Source organism: Deltaproteobacteria bacterium (genome assembly GCA_026129095.1).
In the GTDB taxonomy this organism is placed as follows: Bacteria; JAGRBM01; JAGRBM01; order JAGRBM01; family JAHCIT01; genus JAHCIT01.
Genome location: JAHCIT010000007.1, coordinates 1 through 18,449, shown reverse-complemented (window position 1 = coordinate 18,449; position 18,449 = coordinate 1). Strand labels below are relative to the sequence as shown.

Sequence of the window (18,449 nt, the reverse complement as noted above, 5' to 3'; positions counted from 1 at the left end):
AGGTTTCCACCTTGGTCATTGTAGTTTGCCGCCTTCGTCTCGATCGGAGCCTGCACAACCTTCGGTCAGGCGGTGATTTCCTTCCGCCGATGCCCGGCGGCTGCCCAGACCAGAAGTCCAAGGGCGGTGACGATACTTACGACAGCGCCGGCGGCAACACTTCGGGGCTGGTACACGAGTTCGATGGTGTTTTTTCCGGCTGGCGTCCAGACAGCGATCTGGAATCCGTTGGCCGGGATGACGGATATTTCCCGCCCCCCGGTAAATGCTTTCCAGCCGGGGAAGAAGTTGTCGCGGAAGACAGTGGGGCCTTCCTTTTCCCGTTCGACTTCGATCACCCGCCGTTCGGGTGTCCAGGAAATGACCCGGATAGCCGTTTCGCCACTTTCTCCCGAAGGAACAGGCGGCGCGTCTTTCCATGGCCCGGAAAAACGGCCGATGAACTCCAGCGAGGCAGGGTTCCATCCGGGCTCCTGCATCCGCTCGCGGAGCTTGTCCGGGTCTGATTCGAATACCCAGCGGGGCGGAGCTCGGACGGCTCCCGGCGGGGCATTGGGGCGGCAGATATGGGCATCGAGACGGGCAAGGAGAGTCCCGCAGGTCCAGCCGCTTCCCGGCGAAACCGCCTGCGGGAGCACAGCGAAATCAAGGGCGAGGATTCTGGCCATCACCGGGGCGGGCACCTGACGGTTTGCCATCTCCCGGTCGGCGGGGGCGGAGGAGTTGTAGCCCTCCGGGTTGTTCAGGCCGAAGGCGAGGGCGATGTTGTGCGCAAGAGTTTCCCACTGGTGACGGGCCGTGTTTTCCTCGAATGCCCCATTGCCGGGCGGAGGTGGAAGCTGGACATGGATCTGGGGCGCGAGGCTGGGAGTTGCGCCAGCGGCATGGATTTCACGGATGGCACGGACCAGTTCCGGTTCGGCGCGGAAAGTGGACAGCGGGACGGTTTTAAGGCCGGGGAGCGAGATGACGAGCAGTTCAACCGCCACGGCTCCGGCCAGGAGCCCCCGCGCCCACCTTACGTTCCGCCAGAGGGTGAGCCCGGCCAGGCACAATACGACGGGAGCAAGGGCCAGCCGGAAACAGTCCGAGGCCCAGCCAGCCCAGACGCCGTTGGCATTGATGCCTGTAACCATCGCCAGAGCACCGCGGGTGTTGACCGCTCCCCACAGGGCGGCGGCCGTCAGCAAGAGCGGCCCGGCGAGAACCCATTGCGGGGGTATCCAGCCGCCATCCGGTTCATCCGATTTCTGCCGCTCAATCAACTGGTCGAGCGCGAGGATTCCTGCAACGGCAAGCGAGATGAAAGCCGGGAGAAGAAGCCGCTCGGGGAAGCGGAACTGGTCCCATCCAGGAAGTATCGTACGAAGCAGTTGATAAAGCCCCGTGTGGGTTCCCGCGGCAGCGATGAGAAAAAGCAGGGTCATTCCTGTAAGTGGCAGAATTTCCTTTCGCCTCCGGAGAGCGGCGAGGGCGAGCGGGATCAGTGCTGTAAACAGGAGGCCGGGGCTTCCCCTTGGGAACCAGTATTTCTGGTGGCCGCTTCCGGGGCCGGTTTCCAGCTTGCCAAACGGAACCGGTATCTCGGCCGGAGGATCGAACAGCCCGGGAGCAGCCCACTCGATCACGCGACGTGGATTCCATGACCAGCGAAGGGCAAGGTCTTCGGTGTTTTCAAAACGCCGGTAGGAGTGGGCCGACAGTTCAAGGCCGGGAAGGATCGCACAGGCGGAAAGGAAGATGCCGGCTGCCAGAGCGGCCGAAACACTGGCGATAGTTCGCCACTGGGCCCGCCGCCAGGGGCGGGCGGCGGTAATGGTGACCAGTCCAAACAGGTAAACCCCCTGCAGGTCGCCGGTCGTGACGGCGATGGCGGTCCACAGGGCCAGCCTGATAGTTGCCAGCCGCCCCGGATTCCGGAGCAGCCGCACAAGGGCGGCACACAGCCAGCCGGTGATCGCGAACATCGACAGGAACTGGATTACCGAGGTGAGCTCAAGGGCAATCGGTCCGTACGCAAGCAGCGCCGAGCCGGTGAAAGCGCTGAAATGGCCCGCGCCGAGGGTCCGGGTGAGGTGATGATACCCTGCGTGGGCGATGAGAAACTGGAAGCCCGCGAGAATTCCGTAGGCGTGAACCGGGTGCAGTCCGCCGGAAAACAGCAGCGGGATCTGCCCCGGATAGAAAAATCCCTGAACCGGATCGGCGAGATAGGGTATGCCGCTGCGGATGTTCTCGCTCCAGAGCGGCAGTTCGCCAGCCAGTATCCGCTGAAGGAACCATGATTTGTACGGAATGTGGTTGATGAGGGCGTCCCGGAAATACAGGGCGTCTTCGCCGAGGTAGATGCGGCCGAACGCCATCCAGTTGATGGCTGCAAACCCGGCAAGGAGCAGGATTAGCCGTTCGCCGGCAGTGACCGGAGGGGTGGGGGAAGCGGTGCCAGCCATCGATGGCATTTACTCTAACTCCGGAAACTGGCCAGAGGCGACTGCTCCCGTGAAATTGGCGAACGCCGCGCTTGGAGCCGCTTTTGCCGGCGTGCATACTCCCTGTATGGCGGAGCCCAAGGGAAATCCACGCATCGCGCCGACGGCCCATTTTACTGCACAGGCATGGGTGCAGGCAGGCTTTGAGCATGCAGGCTACTTCGACACATTCCAGGGCCGGGTGATGTTCAATGCGGTAAAACGGCTGACACCGATGGCGGGAGCACTTGGGCCGCATGTCCAGCATCATCTGGACTACCTCTGGATCCGTCACGCGGCATACGAGGAGCGGCTTCGGCAACTCCAGCCGGATGTCGTGGTGGAGATCGGCGCCGGACTCTCTCCACGGGGCCTCTCCTTCACCCGCCGGAACCCCGGGTTGATCTATATCGAAGGGGATCTGCCCCACATGGTGGCGGCCAAGCGGCGTGCGCTGGCTGGTGTTGAGTTGCCGCCGAACTATCATCTGGGGACCGTAGACCTGCTGGGAAGCCGGTTTCTCGATACGCTTCCGCCGGTTTTCAGGGCTGGCCAGAAGATTGCCGCGATCACCGAAGGGGTTACTGACTACCTCAGCATGGACGAAAAGCGGAAGGCGATGGGCAACATCGCCAGCCTGTTCAGGGCGCACGGCGGCGGCCGCTACCTGTTCGAGGTTCACGCGAGGGAGCTCTACGGGGCATATCGCCAGATGGCGAGGTTCTTCACATCCGCGCTGGGACTTCTGGTGGGCGCCAGGTTCGACGACCGGCTGTTCGAGACGATTGACGAAGCGCGCCGGTTTGCCGTCTCCTGTGGCTTTGACTCTGTGGAGGTTCTGGAACTGGCGTCGCTGAACACGACCGGCAGACACCCGCCACTCCAGTATTGCCCCTACCGGCTGTTGGAAGCGCGAATTGGGCCCTAGGATGCCGGCAGTTCGCGGAGCAGGAATTTTCCGTATATCCGTGCGCCCGCGCCGAGCGGACTTTTCAGTCTCTGGAGCCGCCGGAAGGTGTCAATCGAGCCCATGGCGATCAGCACGGTTTCTCCCTCGCCCCGGACACGGATCTTTCCGGTAAACATGGCCGACTGGCTGTTGAACTTCCCCAGCAGCAGGTCGTGGAAGGTTTCCGTCTTCATGAGAATTGTCGCCCGTGCATCCGGGACCGTTCCCTCATGAATGGAAAAGCTGCCGGTCCCGATGTGGATCCGGTAGGCACCCGGCTGGTCGCCAGTGAATACCAGGTTGATGTCGCCCTCGAAGCCCCGCGCCTGCCCCGCGATGTCGGCTGGCATGGGAATCCTGCGAACGGCGGACGAGAGGCGGGCCATGGAACCCCAGTACCACTTGAGGGCATGGGAGGCTTTCGCATTCGGCCGGCCGGCGACCTGCCGGAGCACATCCCCGGAAGTCTCAAACCGCGGTTGCCAGCGGAGTTCCTTGTGGATTTTCGCGCCGGACACCGTAACTTCGCCGTCTTCCATCACGTCGAACCAGACCGGATCCATGGGGGCATAGCCTGACTTGGCCGCCACCTTGGCGAGTCTCAGCGGGTTGCCCGGAACGGGAACCGACGGGCGGCCCAGTTCCGAACCAAGATCACCGAGCGGCACTGTCCCCTCGGCGGCGACGTTGTAGGCACCTTTCGCCTTCTTCTTCAGCGCCAGCACAAACGCCTGTGCCACGTCGTCTTCATGCGTCAGCTGCATCCGCACATCGACGCCAGTCATCTTGATCTGGACGGGGGCGGCAAACAGGGTTTGGACCTTGCGCGTATGGGACCGTTCGCTGAGAAAGATCGACGGACGCAGGCGGCAGATGGCTATCTCCGGGTGCTCTTTCTCGAACCCGTCGAGCCACAGTTCCACGGCCGTCTTGTGCCGGGAGTAGTAGAAGTTCTCGCTGGCTACGCGGGGAGTGTCCTCGGTGAGCAGCTTGCCCCGGTTGTGGGGATGAATGCCGTATGAGGCTACCGACGAGGCGTACACCACATGAGGGACCCCGGCGCTGGCAGCGCAGCGAAACACGTTCTGTGTCCCGCCGACGTTGATCGACTCCACCTCTTCCGGTGGCTTGCCGCCGGTTTTCTCCACGATGAACGCCAGGTGGATGACGGCATCAAGGCCCTTGAACGTTTCCGCCAGTTTCGCGTCGCGCACGTCCATCCGGACATGGTGGAGTTTCGCCGCGCTTGCATTCCGCCGGGGCGGGGCCAGGTCGATCGCCACGATTTCGCCGATTTCGTCATCGGGAAGAAGAATGTCGAGAATGGCCTCGCCGAGGCTTCCGGATGCTCCGGTAATCGCGATTTTCAACGGTACGGCTGCCGCCATGATTTCTTGCTCCCGGGCCCTGCCGTCATGCGAAGTGCGGCATGACCTTTTCGCCGAAGGTCTTGATAGACCGCATGATTTCCTCGTGAGGCACTGTCCCAGCCTGCATGACGAGAATGAGCTCATCGATGCCCGCGTCTCGGAACCGGGAGACGATCTCCTTGCAGTGGCTGGGATCGCCCACGACGTTCATGGCCGGGGCATCCGGCATGAGCCGCGCTTCCATCGCCTCGGTGAGTTCGTCGGGAGGTATCTCACCTCTCTGAACGGCAAGCCTTCCGATGGGCCGGTTCAGCGGCGTGTAGTAGATGCCGAGCGACTGCGCGAAGAATCTCGCTCCGCGCATCCCGATTTCGCAGGCGGTGCGGTCGTTGTCCTGGCAGTGCGCCACTGGCGTGCAGGCGAACCAGTTGTTTTTCTGATAGTGCTTTGGGCTGGAACCCTCCACCGCCTTGCGGTACTCCTTCACCTTTTTTGTCAGGTATTCATCGTTACCGACGGCAAAATTGAGCGCGCCAATTCCCTGCCTGCCGACCTCGACGGCCGAATCCGGTTTTGAACAGGCGGCGAACAGGGGCGGGTGGGGTTTCTGGACCGGCTTCGGCACTACCTGTGTCGGCGGGATGTTCCAGAATTCGCCCCTGAACTCGAACACTTCCTCCTGCCACATGCGCGGAATGATCTGGAGGGCTTCCTTCCACTGGTCGTGGAGCCTGGGAATGTCGCCTTCGAATGCCTTCTGTTCGGTTAGCGAGTTGCTCTTGCCCGACCCCCAGTTGGCCCGGCCGTTTGAAAGGATATCCAGCGTCGCCACCCGCTCGGCGATCCGCATCGGATGGTTGTAGCACTTGGGCGTGAGCGTGATGCCGTGCCCCAGCCGAATGTTCTTGGTTTTGGCGGCGACGTAGGCGAGAAATACTTCAGGTGCCGACGAATGGGAGTATTCGCGCAGGCCGTGGTGCTCCACTTCCCATATGCCATGGTACCCGATCTGGTCGGCCAGAATTGCCTGGTCGGCGCAGTCGTGGAAGCACCGTGCCTCCGACTCCGGGGTGGGGTCCGACATCTGCATTTCAAAAAAGAGGGAGAACTTCATGGACGGGCCCTTTCAGTCGGGGCTCCCGTTTGCTGGAGTCCCCGCAAGGAGCGTAAGGAGCGGGCGTTTCCACTGTGGGACGGGCCGGAATCCTGCGACTTACGCCGCTTCAGCGTATTGCTTTTTCCAGTCGGCGAGCAAGTGGGCGTTGTTGTGCTGCCAGGGATGGAAACCGGGTTTGAAGTAGTCGAACCAGTTGCCCAGCACCCGGACAAACAGCCCCGGCCGGATGAAGCCCCACATGAGGAAGCTGGTGAAGGTCTTGAGGCGGAACAGCATCCGGTCGCGCCAGAGCATTACCGAGGTCACGCCGATCGCGGCGAGCAGGATAAACATCGTCGCGGCCAGCATGAAGAAAGCCCGGCGGAAATAGCCGCCGCCGACGGCCTTGTAGACATCGAAAGCGACGGCCTTGTGCTCGGTTTCCTCGGCTGCATGCCAGAGCCACAGTTTGGCATGGGCGGGTTCCATCTTGCTGGAATAGGCGGGGTTCTTGAGGAACTCATCGGCGAGGATCGCAGTGAAATGCTCCAATGCGGTCGTGACGGCCAGCTTGTCCAGTGGAGAGGCCAACCGGGAGTGCGGGCCGTTCAGCAGGAAACCGGCGACCTTTTCGTACTGCTTCTGGTGCCTGCCGGCAGCGCGGGCATTGTACTTCTGGTGTTCGGTCGAGTGGATGTGTTCCTGCCCGGCGAACGCGGCCACCTGCTTCTTCAGCTCCGGGTCGGTAATCCGGTCCCGGTAGTGGAGAACCGACTTGACGAAGAAGGTCTCGCCGTCGGGAAAGAACATCGACAGGGATTCGATGAACCGTGTGGCGAACGGATCGTTGTCCAGCCAGTACCGCTTCTCGGGGAACTGGAACTTGAGGTGGCGGACCTTGATGTCCACGCCTTCCGGAAGCGGGGTGGCCTGTTTTGCGGGCATGGTGGCGGCAGCAGTTGTAGTCATGGTGGTCTCCCCGGTGATTTTGCCGGATTTCAGGCTTTTGCGTACTGGTTTTTCCAGGCGGCGAGCAGGGCCGAGTTGTCGTGGCCCCATGGCTCGAAGTCCCGGCGGAAGTAGCGGAGATATTCTCTCGCTCCCTTGCGAATGAGTCCTGGCGAACCGAAAAACAGGTTATAAAGGCTGCTGAAATTGCGGAGCCTGAGCAGTTCGCCATCCCGCCATAGGAGCACGGCGGCGACGCCGGTGGTGGCTGCAACCAGAAATCCGGTTGCCCCGATCATGAGCACTGTGCGGCGCAGGAACCCGCCGCCAGTGGCATTGTAGACATCGAATGCTACCGACTTGTGCTCGGTTTCCTCGGCGGCATGCCAGAGCAGTAGTTTCCGATGCTCGGCGTCCATCCGGGCAGCGGTTTCCGGATCGTTCAGGATAATGTCTGCCAGCGTAGCCGTCAGGTGTTCGAGCGCGACGGTTACAGCCAGTTGGCGTCTGCGCGAACCGAACCGGCGGGCAATACCGAGCAGGAACGCGGCTACGTATTCCGCCTTCGGCGCGAAGTTCCCGGCGGCATGGACGTTGTATTTGCGGTGTTCCGCTGTGTGAGCGGCTTCCTGTCCGGCGAAGGCGGAAATCTGCTTTTTCAGCTCCGGGTCGGTGATTTCATTGCGAAACCGGACAACCGAGTCGATGAAAAACTTCTCGCCGTCGGGAAAGAACATGGAAAGCGCGTCCACGACACGGCTCATGAGCGGGTCGCCGTCCATCCAGTGCTTGCGGTCCCTGGCAAGATCGAACCGCGGGTGGCGAACCGTGATGTCTACGCCGTCAGGAAGGGGGCTGGCCTGACGGACCGGGCTGCCGGCGAATGGCGGGGGTTTGGGACGGGAGCGGGACTGCATGGTCTGGGTATTCATATGGCTTCCTCCAAGGAGCGTGTGTCTCTCGGGGACTGAAAACGGGATGGCCAGGTCACATGGGGGCGAGCAGCATGCCGGCCGTCATTGCCAGGGACAGGTCGCCCGACAGGCGGATCTTGCCGGCCATGAACGCCTGCTGTGGCGGCATCCTCGCATCGCGCATCTCAAGCAGTTCGGCTTCCGACGTCTCGATGGAGCAGCGGGGGTTGGCGAGATCGGCATCGCCGTTGAAACCGAGGCCGATGAGGGCTTCCCCGCCGGTTGTCGTCACCTTGAAAAGAAGGGTGCCCGACATCTGCTCGCGGATCATGTTGATCTTGTCGCCGTCCGGCAGCAGCTTCAGGGCCATCTGCACCGGTCCGGTGATGTCCATTTCGAGGGCCTGCTGGCCACCGCGCTGGAATCCCAGGTCGAAGGCCTGGCGGTTGGTCTTGACGACGACGATCGGCTGGGCGGGCGCACCTGACTTTACCTGCGGTTTTCCGCCCTTGGCGCTCAGCGTCCAGGTGCCGCCGCTATCGCCTTCAATCGTTACCTGCATCTCGGCGTCCAGGTTTGGCACCTCGATGCCGGCCAGTTCGGCGATCTTCTTCGGGATCACTTCATCGAGCAGTTGTTTCGGGGTCATTGGTCTTTCTCCTCCCAGCGGGGCGTCACGACTCTGCAATCGGCGGAGTTCCTGCACCCTAAGGTAAAAACTATTTTTACCAATATGCCAATTTGCGTCAAGACAATATTGTCTTTATAGACAAATAATTCGTATGACGGAATTAGTCCTTTTATTTACAGCTAGTTATCTAACTTTATACATGCCTTCTGGCTGGAACTGAAGGTAAAATCGGCTTATAAGTATGGTCGATGGCCCGTCTTCCCAAACCCCTGCTCGATATTGCCCGTCGCGGCGAAAAACTGGTGCGTGACCGTGATGCAAAAGGCGGGGCTGCAGGGCGCCCCAGGGCGGGCGAGGGTGCCCGGCACCTTGAGGAACTCAAGCACCAGGCACTTGTCGCGTTCGGCAGTCTGCTGCCGCTGGGGCCGGAAGCAATCTTCAAATTCATGGCACTCCAGCCCCGGCTGCGGGAGGGCACCGGACAGGGTGAAGCGGACGCCACGGACGTGCTCGACCTTCTGCTGCGCCTCTCGGAGGGAGTGGGGAGTTCATCTGGCTATGCGCGGAGCCTGCGCGGGGCGGCGAGGGTGTTCGTGGCCAAAGGGTTCGAAAACGCCCGGATAGAAGACATCCTGAAGGCGGGGGACGTATCCCCACGCACTTTCTACCAGTTCTTCCGGAACAAGAACGAGGTGCTGGCCGCACACAGCGAGCTGTTCCTGACCGTGGTGTTCGAACTGATGCGCCGCGACCTGGAGCGCGAGGGCTCACCGGACGAAAAGCTCCAGCGGTTTGCGCGGATCCTCGTGGGCGGCATGGCCGTGATCGACCGGATGGCGCTTGTCGTGGTGAGTGAGGCGTTGAGGCCATCCGGTCCACTGTCGCCTCTGTACGAACAGTTCCGGTCCGAGGTGACGGAAATGCTGGCCCCGGTGCTGGCCGAGCGCGAGCGGCTTCAGGGCCGGCCTGCACCGGAGGAGGAACTCTCCGATGCCGAGCGGAAACGCTGGATCGCCGTGCGGCTCATCGCCGTCATGGGCGCCGTACTGGAGATACGCCTCAACTCCCATACTCCGCCGGCCGAATTCCAGAAGGCGATGGACGTCGTGACGAAAATACTGGTGGGCTGAGCCTGAAACCGGTTCACTTTTCCCGCTTCCAGTGGGACGGCGGGCGCTGATAGAATACTAGCCGTGGAGCGTTTATCCGCCATCCCGGAAGCTGTCGCCCGGTTCCGCGAGGAATACCGGCGCGAGGTATTGCCGAAAAACTACTCGGGCATCCGGCATCTCATCATCAGCAATTCGATTGGGCTCGGGACAATGGCCCTATGCCTCTCGCGGCTCGAAAATGTCCGGTGGTGGGAATGGATGATCGTCCCGGCCGGATTCCTGATCGGAAACTATGGCGAGTACCATTTTCATCGCGGTCCCATGCACCACAAGACGAAGTGCCTTGAGGCGGGTTTCCTGCGCCATACAGTCAGGCACCATCATTTCTACCGGCATGATGCGATGGCGGCCGAATCGACGCAGGACTACCACATGGTCCTGTTCCCCTGGTGGTTTCTTGTGGTCGTGATCGTCGTTTTCGGCGTGCCACTGGCGCTGGCGGCGGGCTTCACTGTTTCCTCGAACGCCGGCTGGTTGCTGCTCTTCACTATCACGGCTTACTACCTCAACTACGAGTGGCTACACCTCGCCTATCATCTGCCGGAAGATTCATGGCTGAGAAAACTTCCGTTCATGAATACGCTCCGCCAGATGCACACGCGTCACCATGATCCCACACTCATGCACCGGTGGAATTTCAACATTACCTATCCGGTGTTCGACTGGATATACGGGACGTGGAAGCGGGGGCAGGAGTCCTAACGCTCTCCGGGCAGCCGGATTTCCTCGATCATCTTCTGAACATCGTCCGGTGGCGGCGGCGTCAGGGCGCTGACGGCGATCATGACTGCCGTATTGATGAGCATGCCGACGGTGCCTATTCCTTCCGGTGAAATGCCAAGCCACCAGTGGGCGGGGGTGTTCAGCTCCGGGCTCACGAACTTGAACTTCACGATATAGCCGAAGGTGAATACGAGGCCCATTACCATGCCGGCGATGGCGCCCTCGCGGTTCACCCGTTTCGAAAAAACCCCCAGAACCAGCACCGGGAAAAAAGTCGCCGCCGCCAGACCGAAGGCGAAGGCAACCACCTGGGCCACGAAGCCCGGGGGGTGAATGCCGAACCAGGCGGCGGCGAGTACTGCCGCACCGGCCGCCACACGGGCGAACAGCAGTTCGCGCTCGTCGGTGATCTCGGGCAGGAGCGCCTTCTTCAGCAGGTCGTGGGAGATCGCCGTCGAGATGACGAGCAGAAGCCCTGCCGCCGTCGAGAGTGCGGCGGCAAGACCGCCGGCCGCCACCAGCGCGATGACCCATGCCGGCAGGTGGGCAATTTCGGGATTTGCCAGCACCATGATGTCAGGATCTATATAAAGTTCGTTGCGGCCCGGACTGGCCGTGTTGGACAGCAACCGCTCTCCGTTTCTGCCGGTTTCACCGGTGAATACCGGTTTCCCGGCAAACGGGTCACCGGCGACATAGGCGATGCGGCCATCGGCGTCCTTGTCCATCCAGGCGACCAGCCCGGTCGTCTCCCAGCGGCGGAACCAGTCCGGGGTTTCCGTGTAGGCGGTGTTGCTGACCGACTCGATCAGGTTCACGCGGGCAAAAGCCGCCACAGCCGGAGCCGTGGTATAGAGGATGGCGATGAACAGCAGTGTCCATCCGGCCGAGACACGGGCATCCCTGGCGCTCGGCACCGTGAAGAACCGGATGATGACATGAGGCAGGCCCGCGGTCCCCACCATCAGGGCGGCGGTAATGCACAGGACGTCGATGGTGGATTTCCTGCCGGCAGTATATTCGCCAAAGCCCAGTTCGGTGGTGAGGCCGTCCAGCCGGTCGAGGAGATACTCCCCGCTCCCAAGCAGCCTCCCGCCAAAGCCGGTCTGCGGTACCGGGTGGCCCGTCAGTAGTAGCGAAATGAAAACGGCCGGGACCATGAACGCGAAGATCAGCACGCAATACTGCGCGACCTGCGTGTAGGTGATCCCCTTCATTCCGCCCAGCACGGCGTAGGAAAAAACGATGATCATTCCGACAATGACGCCATTGTCGATGCTGACGTTCAGGAACCGGGAAAAGACGATCCCCACTCCGCGCATCTGGCCGGCGATATAGGTGAAGGAGACGAACAGCACGCAGACCACGGCCACGAGCCTTGCGGTAGTGGAGTAATACCGGTCGCCCACGAAGTCGGGCACCGTGAACTTGCCGAATTTCCTAAGATACGGGGCGAGCAGAAGGGCAAGTAACACGTAGCCACCTGTCCACCCCATGAGATACCTGGAGCCGTCCCGGCCATCGAAGGCGATCAGGCCCGCCATCGAGATGAACGATGCCGCCGACATCCAGTCGGCGGCGGTGGCAAGTCCGTTGGTGACGGGATGGACGCCACGGCCGGCAACGTAGAACTCGCGGGTCGAGGCGACTTTCGACCAGATGGCGATGCCGATGTAGAGGGCGAACGACAGGCCCACGATGATGTATGTCCACGTCTGGACGCTCATCAGTGGGCGGGGCCTCCGTCAGGGGGCCGTGTGGCGGGCGTTTCGAACCTGTCCACGCCGTGCTTCCGGTCCAGGCGGTTCATCCGTACGGCATAGAAGGCGATCAGGCCGACGAACAGGTAGATTGATCCCTGCTGGGCGAACCAGAATCCGAGCCTGAAGCCGAAGAAGCGGAACTGGTCGAGCCAGTCGGCCAGCAGGATGCCGAATCCGAACGACACGGTGAACCAGACCGCCAGCAGCAGGGCGATCAGTCTCAAATGCTCGCGCCAGTAGGAGCGGGTATCGGGAGGTGGCTGGCCTGTCATCAGGAACAGGGTCGTACCTTGGGGCAGGCCCCGTGGCAACCTTCTACTTGTAGGCGATGGCCGCGCTGCAGGGACCGTTCAGGTGCAGGACTTCGGTCCGGCGGAATCCGGCCTCCCTGCACCAGCGGGAGAAATCGGCGCCGGTGTAGTCGAAGGCGTCGCCAAACTCGATCAGCATGTTGAGCGACATGCCCAGGCCGAATGCGTTTTCACGGCGGGCATCGTCGATGAGGTTTTCGATGGCGATGAAGGCACCGCCTTCGGGCAGGGCGTCATGGGCGAGCCGGATCAGCCGCATTTTACCCTCGAGATTCCAGTCATGCAGGATCATCCCCATCGTGATCACGTCAGTTTTCGGGAGACCTTCCTTGAAGAAATCCCCCGCTACGGCTTTCACGCGCCCGGCGACTCCGGCCTTTTCGATATGCCGGGTGGCGATGGGCTGAACGACCGGCAGGTCGAAGCTGAGGCACTCAAGATGCGGGTGGTGTCTGGCGGCCAGGATGGACAGGAGGCCGGTGGCTCCGCCCACGTCGCAGAGGGTCTTGTAGGGGGAGAAATCGAACTTCTCCATGAGCGCCTGAAAGTTCCCGCGGGAGATTCCCGCCATGGCGGACATGAACTGTTCGAGCCGTTCCGGCGACCGGTACAGTTCCTCGAACATCGGTGCGCCCGTGTGCTTGATCTCGTTCTGGGGCTTGCCGGTCCGGAGCGCCTCGGTGAGATCGCCCCAGAATCGGTACAAACGGGCCCCGGCCATTTCCAGGATTCCGCCGACGTAGTTTTCGGCCTTCTTCTTGTCGAGGAAATGCGCCGTTTGGGGCGTGTTTTTATAGCGGCTGCTTTCCCCGTCGCCATCCCGCGACAGCAGGCCGAGGGCGACGAGGCTATCGAAGAAATCGTGGAACCCCCTGGGGTGAAGCCCCAGCCGTTTGCCCAGTTCCGGAGCCGTCAGGGCCTCATCGCCCAGCTTCGTGAACAGTTCCAGTTCCACGGCGCTCAAGAGCGTCCGGGCGGGCCAGAATCCGAATCCGGTCTGGAGTATGTGAGAAGGATCGAGAGGTGCGGTCATGCCGTGATTCCCCGTGGTTTTCGTCCGGTTGCGGACAAGCAGGCCTGATTATTGTGGACTCCGTGTATCTGCATTGCGGCGGGGAAATCAATGGTAGACGGCCTCTGCGAACACGGGAACCGAGTTCCCCGCAGTAAAATTGGTAACGGGCCCATTTTCAGCCCTTTTCCCCTAGCCTGATTTTCCTCGTATTCCTGGCTCCGTGATTGACTGACATGTCAGTCAATATGATAGGTTCCCCGGCGACGGAGGACGGCACCTTATGACAGAACCGGCGGGACGCTTGCCCGGAGAACTGGTCGATGTGCGGGAGTCGCAGAGATTCGATGCGGACTCGCTGGACCGGTACATGGCCGCCCACGTCGATGGCTACCACGGTCCGCTGAAAGTGCAGCAGTTCGAAGGCGGCCAGTCGAACCCCACCTTCGCCGCCCTGACGCCTGGACGGAACTACGTCATCCGCAAGAAGCCGCCAGGCAAGCTGGAAAAATCGGCCCATGCCGTCGAGCGGGAATACCGGATCATCACGGCGCTCCAGTCGAGCGGCGTGCCGGTTCCCAGAACCTTTGCCCTCTGTGAGGACAATTCCGTCATCGGAACCCCGTTCTTCGTCATGGAAGCGGTACAGGGACGGATATTCCGGAACCCCGCGATGCCGGAGGTTGCGGCACCGGAGGAGCGCCGGGAGATGTATTCCGACATGGTCCGGGTTCTGGCGAGGCTCCACCGGATCGACTGGAACGCGGCGGGGCTGGCCGACTACGGCAAGCCGGCCAACTACATGGGCCGTCAGGTGGCGCTCTGGAAGGACCAGTACACCCGCACAAAGACCCACGACATCGAATCGATGGACAGGCTCATGGCGTGGTTCCCGGATCACCTCCCCAAGGACGACTGGACCACGATCATGCACGGCGACTACCGGCTCGATAACGTGGTGTTCCACCCGGTGGAACCGAAGATCGTCGCCGTGCTCGACTGGGAACTCTCCACGCTGGGGCATCCGCTGGTCGATCTCACGGCAAACACCATGCTCTACTACGTGCCGAACAACCCGATGGCCGGCAAGATGGGCGGCCAGTCGGGGCTGATGGGCGTGAAGTTTGCCGAACTCGGCATCCCGACCGAGGCCGAATACATTGGTCTCTACGCCTGGGAGATGGGGCTCGAGGCGATCCCTGACTACAGGTATTTCATGGCCTTCGGAATGTTTCGCGGGGCGGCGATCATCCAGGGCATCGTCAGGCGGCATCTGGACGGCAACGCCAGTTCGTCGCGGGCGGCCATGTTCGGCCCGGCGGTCCGGTTGCTCGCCGATCTGGCCTACCGCCAGGTAGCGGACCGGATCGGAAACTAGGAGTCAGGCATGGCGCGGCAGCATTTCACAAAGTTCGTCATCAACCCCGACGACGATTTCATGCACCCCGACGAGGGCAAGCCCAACTACAACGAAAGCATGTATTTCAACCTGATCGATCCGCGGCAGCGGATCGGCGGGTGGTTCCGGCTCGGCAACCGGGTGAACGAGGGACACGCGGAGATGTCCTGCTGCGTCTACCTGCCCGATGGCCGGGTGGCCTTCATGCACGACAAGCCGAAGATCGCGGACAACAAATCGTTCAATGCGGGCGGCATGCGGTTCCAGGTAGTCGAGCCGTTCAGGAGGCTCACGCTGGGCTATCAGGGAAAGCTCTACGTCATGGAGCGGCCCCATGAAATGGCGGACCCCTCCCATGCGTTCAAGAACAATCCGGTCGAGGACGCCGGAATCAGCCTGGATTTCACCGGCATCTCCCCGATGCACGGCGGCATCCGCGTCCTGGCGAACGGTTCGCCACTGCCGGACGTCGCCGGATTTGCAAAGGGGCACACCGAGCAGCACATGTCCGGCTCCGGCACGGTCCGGATCGGCGGCAGCACCTGGAAGATCGAGGGCTTCGGCCTCCGGGACCACTCCTGGGGACCGCGCCACTGGTCCAATATCCACTGGTACCGCTGGCTGCCGATGAATTTCGGCGGCGATTTCGGCGCCATGGTGTCGGTCGTGAAGCTCGGCGCGGGGCCCAAGGTCGCCACCGGAATGGTTCTCGAAAACGGGATCTACCAGCGGATCGGGCAGGCCCGGGTTCTGCCCGAATGGGACAGCAGCTTCTACCAGACCTCGCTCAAGGTCTGGGTAAGAACCGATGACGACCGGGAATACGAGATGGAAGGCAGGGTGCTGTCGCTCATCCCGCTGCGGCACCGGCGGACAGCACCCGACGGCACGAAATACCTTACCCGCATCACCGAAGGACTCACCGAATACCGGTGCCGCGAGGTGACTCCGGGTGTTTCCGCTCCGGCGGAGCGGTCGGGTTTTGGAATATCCGAGTTTCTCGACCAGATCGACGAGGACGGCACCCCTGTCGGCTTCCGCGATAAACAGGGCGAGGAGAAAATCGCCGGGTTCTGATTTCGATACTGAAATTTTGGCGGGCCGTCGGTGACGACCTTCGAACCCTGTATCTGGATCATCAGGGTGAAATCAACGAAACCGATGCACTCATCAAAGAGTTTCTTGTGACAGCTGACGAAGCGGCCTGATTTGTAATTTCCATAAGTTAGCTGCCGCTCAAGCGTCAGACCCTTTGCACATCAGTGTCCCTGAAAAGGGCACAATTGTGTCCGGGGGCTTCCGGCTTCGATAGAACTCCGGGGTCCAAGGGATGTAAAACTCACAAAGCCCCCACCTAACCCCCACTTTTCAGTTTTTCCCCAATAGAAATAAATGGTTGGAGGGTGGGGGCTTGGGTTTGGGCACGGTGGGTATCAGGTGTTGCTGAGGTCGGGGCTTTTGGCCGGTAAAATTGCTTTCCCCCGAAGTCTCTAAAACCAGGATCGCCGAAAGGCTTGCAGCTTCAAGGGGTTCCAAGCTTCTTGGGATCTGGCCGCTTCCGTCGGTGGTGGGTGGTGGTACCACTGATTAGCCCTTAACCGATTGATAAAATTGAAGGCTGCCTCTCGGATTCGTCGTCGGCCCGGTTCCGGTTCCGCTTTTTGTCGGCGACGGGTCGTCTCCGTGGCGGCGGACTCCCGTCACCGGCCTATCTGCGGCATATGAGACGGCACGGCAGCCGCCATGAGGTGGTGCATGGGTTGTCGCGCTTCCGGGTTATTGGGACCGAACATTAGAGCCGAGTCCTAATTGATAGACTAGGGCCGGTTGCTTTGGACGGGTCAGGCCATTTTCTGCGGAAGCCCGTCTTTACCGACACACCTCCTGTCACGGGCGGAAGTGATGCTCCCGCCGTCTCAATCAAAAACGGATAGCCCAAAGAATTTTCGAAATCGTTGAAGGCATTGCGTTACTCGGTTATAAAATCTGATCTGGCATAAATGGTTAATGGGCGGTTGGAGGGGACCTGTGCCGACAATTCTCGACAATATCGACAAGAAGCTCCTCCCGAACCTGAACGATTGGCTGAAATCCGCAAAGCGAGCGGATTTTTGTGTGGGTTACTTTAACCTGCGCGGATGGAGGGGGATCGCGGGACCATTAGATGCATGGACTGGCACCGATGAAAACCGATGCCGGTTGCTGATCGGGATGCACGTCAGCGCCGCTGCGGAAATCGACGAGATCATTGGCGATGGCATGTCGAAGAAAAGTCTGCTCGGCCTGGAGGAGTTGAAAGAACTCCGTCGGGAGATGGCGAAGAGCTTACGGGAGCAGCTTTCCTACGGTTCGTTCAGCAACGTCGACGAAGCGGGACTTCGGCAGCTCTATCGGCAACTCAAGAATAAGCAGGTTTCGGTAAAGCTTTACCCTCACCGGCTGCACGCGAAGCTCTACCTTTTCCATTATGACCACTCCGTGAAGCCGTTCCATGCCGTCGTTGGCAGCAGCAACCTCACCCGGTCCGGGCTTGAGAAACAGGGCGAGTTAAACGTTACGGTCGAAGAGAACGGCGCATGCGCCGAACTTCTTCAGTGGTTCAATGATCGATGGAATGATCCGAAATGCTTTGATGTTTCGGAAGAGCTGATTCAGGCAATCGAGGATAGCTGGGCGAGTGAAGAGATCGTCCCCCCTTACTTCATCTACCTCAAAATGGCCTACCACCTGTCGGAGCTGGCGCGTGAGGGCGTCCGGACGTTTTCATTGCCGCAGGAATTCCGCGGGGTCCTGCTGCCGTTTCAGGAGAAAGCCGTTCAGATAGCCGCCTATCACGTCAACGAATACGGCGGGGTGATGATCGGGGATGTGGTCGGCCTCGGCAAAACGATGGTCGCGTCGGCACTTGCGAAGGTCTTCCAGGAAGATCAGCGGTCGAGAATTCTGATTGTCTGCCCGAAAAACCTGAAGAAAATGTGGGAGGAGTACGCGGAGCATTTCAAGATTGCCGCGCGCGTGCTCTCCCAGAGCGAAATCCTGACGCAACTGGACGAAATCAACCACGTCTACGATCTCGTCATCATCGACGAAAGCCATAATCTGAGAAATCGAGAAGGCAAAAGATTCAAAAGGCTTCAGCAATATATCCATGAGAACGGGAGCCGCTGCGTTCTACTGACCGCGACACCATACAACAAGGAATACCGGGATCTTTCCAGCCAACTCGGTCTGTTCATGAACGAGACGGATGATCTTGGTATCCGGCCGGAGCGGGCGATCCGGCAGATCGGCGGCGATAAGGCATTTGTCGCCAGGCACTCGTGCCATCCGACGACGCTGAAGGCGTTCGACAAGAGCGAGTATTCCGAAGACTGGCGCAACCTCATGCGGCTGTTCCTGATTCGCCGTACTCGCGGGTTCGTGAAAGAGCATTACGCCAAAACCGATCCCAAGAACGGCAGAAAGTATCTGGAGATGGGTGACGGCACGAGATCGTATTTCCCGGACCGGATGCCAAAAACACAGAAGTTCGAGATCAACGATCAGTACGCCCAGCTCTATTCGGTAAAAATCGTCGACATCATCAATAAGCTGGAACTCCCCCGGTACGGACTTGGTGCCTATGTGAAGGACGGAAGCCGGAAGGCCAGCAAGGCAGAGGAAGGGCTCCTTGATGATCTTTCGCGTGCGGGA

General features: G+C 60.8%; 15 protein-coding genes. 6 read left to right on the top strand and 9 right to left on the bottom strand.

Annotated features, from left to right (window positions below; all coding sequences use genetic code 11):
• Positions 1-65 precede the first annotated feature (65 nt).
• Entirely contained in the window at positions 66-2,459 is a 2,394-nt protein-coding gene (locus tag KIT79_10880; GenBank protein MCW5829803.1) for a hypothetical protein, read from the bottom strand.
• Positions 2,460-2,499: 40 nt separating this feature from the next.
• Between KIT79_10880 and KIT79_10875 the strand changes: the two genes are divergently transcribed.
• Positions 2,500-3,396 (top strand): class I SAM-dependent methyltransferase, encoded by an 897-nt coding sequence (locus KIT79_10875; protein MCW5829802.1) that lies wholly within the window; start codon positions 2,500-2,502, stop codon positions 3,394-3,396.
• On the opposite strand, the gene KIT79_10870 is transcribed toward KIT79_10875, so the two are convergent.
• From KIT79_10870 to KIT79_10850, 5 genes are all read right to left on the bottom strand, one after another.
• Complete coding sequence (locus KIT79_10870; protein MCW5829801.1) at positions 3,393-4,805, bottom strand: NAD-dependent epimerase/dehydratase family protein; 1,413 nt, start codon at positions 4,803-4,805, stop codon at positions 3,393-3,395. The two genes, KIT79_10875 and KIT79_10870, sit on opposite strands and share 4 nt — an antisense overlap.
• A 25-nt stretch (positions 4,806-4,830) precedes the next feature.
• Positions 4,831-5,901, bottom strand: coding sequence for an LLM class flavin-dependent oxidoreductase (locus KIT79_10865; GenBank protein MCW5829800.1), 1,071 nt, complete (start codon positions 5,899-5,901; stop codon positions 4,831-4,833).
• 99 nt (positions 5,902-6,000) lie between these two features.
• On the bottom strand, positions 6,001-6,852 hold the full coding sequence (locus KIT79_10860) for a metal-dependent hydrolase (GenBank protein MCW5829799.1): 852 nt from the start codon (positions 6,850-6,852) through the stop codon (positions 6,001-6,003).
• Between the two features lie 29 nt (positions 6,853-6,881).
• A complete protein-coding gene (locus KIT79_10855) occupies positions 6,882-7,763 on the bottom strand; it encodes a metal-dependent hydrolase (protein MCW5829798.1) in 882 nt (293 codons plus the stop codon).
• A 55-nt stretch (positions 7,764-7,818) separates the two neighbouring features.
• Positions 7,819-8,394, bottom strand: a complete 576-nt coding sequence (locus KIT79_10850; protein ID MCW5829797.1) for an SCP2 sterol-binding domain-containing protein — start codon at positions 8,392-8,394, stop codon at positions 7,819-7,821.
• A 230-nt stretch (positions 8,395-8,624) separates the two neighbouring features.
• On the opposite strand from KIT79_10850, the gene KIT79_10845 reads away from it, so the two are divergent.
• Together KIT79_10845 and KIT79_10840 are read left to right on the top strand one after the other, a co-directional pair.
• Complete coding sequence (locus KIT79_10845; protein ID MCW5829796.1) at positions 8,625-9,506, top strand: TetR/AcrR family transcriptional regulator; 882 nt, start codon at positions 8,625-8,627, stop codon at positions 9,504-9,506.
• 63 nt (positions 9,507-9,569) lie between these two features.
• Positions 9,570-10,250 (top strand): fatty acid hydroxylase family protein, encoded by a 681-nt coding sequence (locus KIT79_10840; GenBank protein MCW5829795.1) that lies wholly within the window; start codon positions 9,570-9,572, stop codon positions 10,248-10,250.
• Here the strand turns inward: KIT79_10840 and KIT79_10835 are convergent.
• Genes KIT79_10835 through KIT79_10825 form a run of 3 tightly spaced genes read right to left on the bottom strand, consistent with a single transcriptional unit; the run spans position 10,247 to position 13,378 of the window.
• On the bottom strand, positions 10,247-11,998 hold the full coding sequence (locus tag KIT79_10835) for a cation acetate symporter (GenBank protein MCW5829794.1): 1,752 nt from the start codon (positions 11,996-11,998) through the stop codon (positions 10,247-10,249). The genes KIT79_10840 and KIT79_10835 overlap by 4 nt on opposite strands.
• Positions 11,998-12,306 carry a DUF4212 domain-containing protein gene (locus KIT79_10830; GenBank protein ID MCW5829793.1) on the bottom strand — a complete coding sequence of 103 codons (309 nt, stop codon included), beginning with the start codon at positions 12,304-12,306 and terminating at the stop codon, positions 11,998-12,000. Before KIT79_10830 ends, KIT79_10835 begins: the two co-directional genes overlap by 1 nt.
• Before the next feature lie 43 nt (positions 12,307-12,349).
• Entirely contained in the window at positions 12,350-13,378 is a 1,029-nt protein-coding gene (locus KIT79_10825) for a methyltransferase (GenBank protein MCW5829792.1), read from the bottom strand.
• Between the two features lie 262 nt (positions 13,379-13,640).
• On the opposite strand from KIT79_10825, the gene KIT79_10820 reads away from it, so the two are divergent.
• The 3 genes from KIT79_10820 to KIT79_10810 all read left to right on the top strand — a co-directional run.
• Positions 13,641-14,735 (top strand): phosphotransferase family protein, encoded by a 1,095-nt coding sequence (locus KIT79_10820; protein ID MCW5829791.1) that lies wholly within the window; start codon positions 13,641-13,643, stop codon positions 14,733-14,735.
• A 9-nt stretch (positions 14,736-14,744) separates the two neighbouring features.
• Positions 14,745-15,833, top strand: coding sequence for a hypothetical protein (locus KIT79_10815; protein ID MCW5829790.1), 1,089 nt, complete (start codon positions 14,745-14,747; stop codon positions 15,831-15,833).
• A 951-nt stretch (positions 15,834-16,784) separates the two neighbouring features.
• The coding region (locus KIT79_10810) for an NgoFVII family restriction endonuclease (GenBank protein ID MCW5829789.1) at positions 16,785-18,449 on the top strand (1,665 nt) is incomplete at its 3' end.

Excerpts from the sequence above, each read along its gene's own strand:
- KIT79_10835 (MCW5829794.1), bottom strand. The coding sequence starts at position 11,998 with ATGAGCGTCCAGACGTGGACATACATCATCGTGGGCCTGTCGTTCGCC.
- KIT79_10855 (MCW5829798.1), bottom strand. The coding sequence starts at position 7,763 with ATGAATACCCAGACCATGCAGTCCCGCTCCCGTCCCAAACCCCCGCCA.
- KIT79_10845 (MCW5829796.1), top strand. The coding sequence starts at position 8,625 with ATGGCCCGTCTTCCCAAACCCCTGCTCGATATTGCCCGTCGCGGCGAA.
- KIT79_10820 (MCW5829791.1), top strand. The coding sequence starts at position 13,641 with ATGACAGAACCGGCGGGACGCTTGCCCGGAGAACTGGTCGATGTGCGG.
- KIT79_10860 (MCW5829799.1), bottom strand. The coding sequence starts at position 6,852 with ATGACTACAACTGCTGCCGCCACCATGCCCGCAAAACAGGCCACCCCG.
- KIT79_10870 (MCW5829801.1), bottom strand. The coding sequence starts at position 4,805 with ATGGCGGCAGCCGTACCGTTGAAAATCGCGATTACCGGAGCATCCGGA.
- KIT79_10815 (MCW5829790.1), top strand. The coding sequence starts at position 14,745 with ATGGCGCGGCAGCATTTCACAAAGTTCGTCATCAACCCCGACGACGAT.
- KIT79_10865 (MCW5829800.1), bottom strand. The coding sequence starts at position 5,901 with ATGAAGTTCTCCCTCTTTTTTGAAATGCAGATGTCGGACCCCACCCCG.
- KIT79_10880 (MCW5829803.1), bottom strand. The coding sequence starts at position 2,459 with ATGCCATCGATGGCTGGCACCGCTTCCCCCACCCCTCCGGTCACTGCC.
- KIT79_10825 (MCW5829792.1), bottom strand. The coding sequence starts at position 13,378 with ATGACCGCACCTCTCGATCCTTCTCACATACTCCAGACCGGATTCGGA.
- KIT79_10850 (MCW5829797.1), bottom strand. The coding sequence starts at position 8,394 with ATGACCCCGAAACAACTGCTCGATGAAGTGATCCCGAAGAAGATCGCC.
- KIT79_10830 (MCW5829793.1), bottom strand. The coding sequence starts at position 12,306 with ATGACAGGCCAGCCACCTCCCGATACCCGCTCCTACTGGCGCGAGCAT.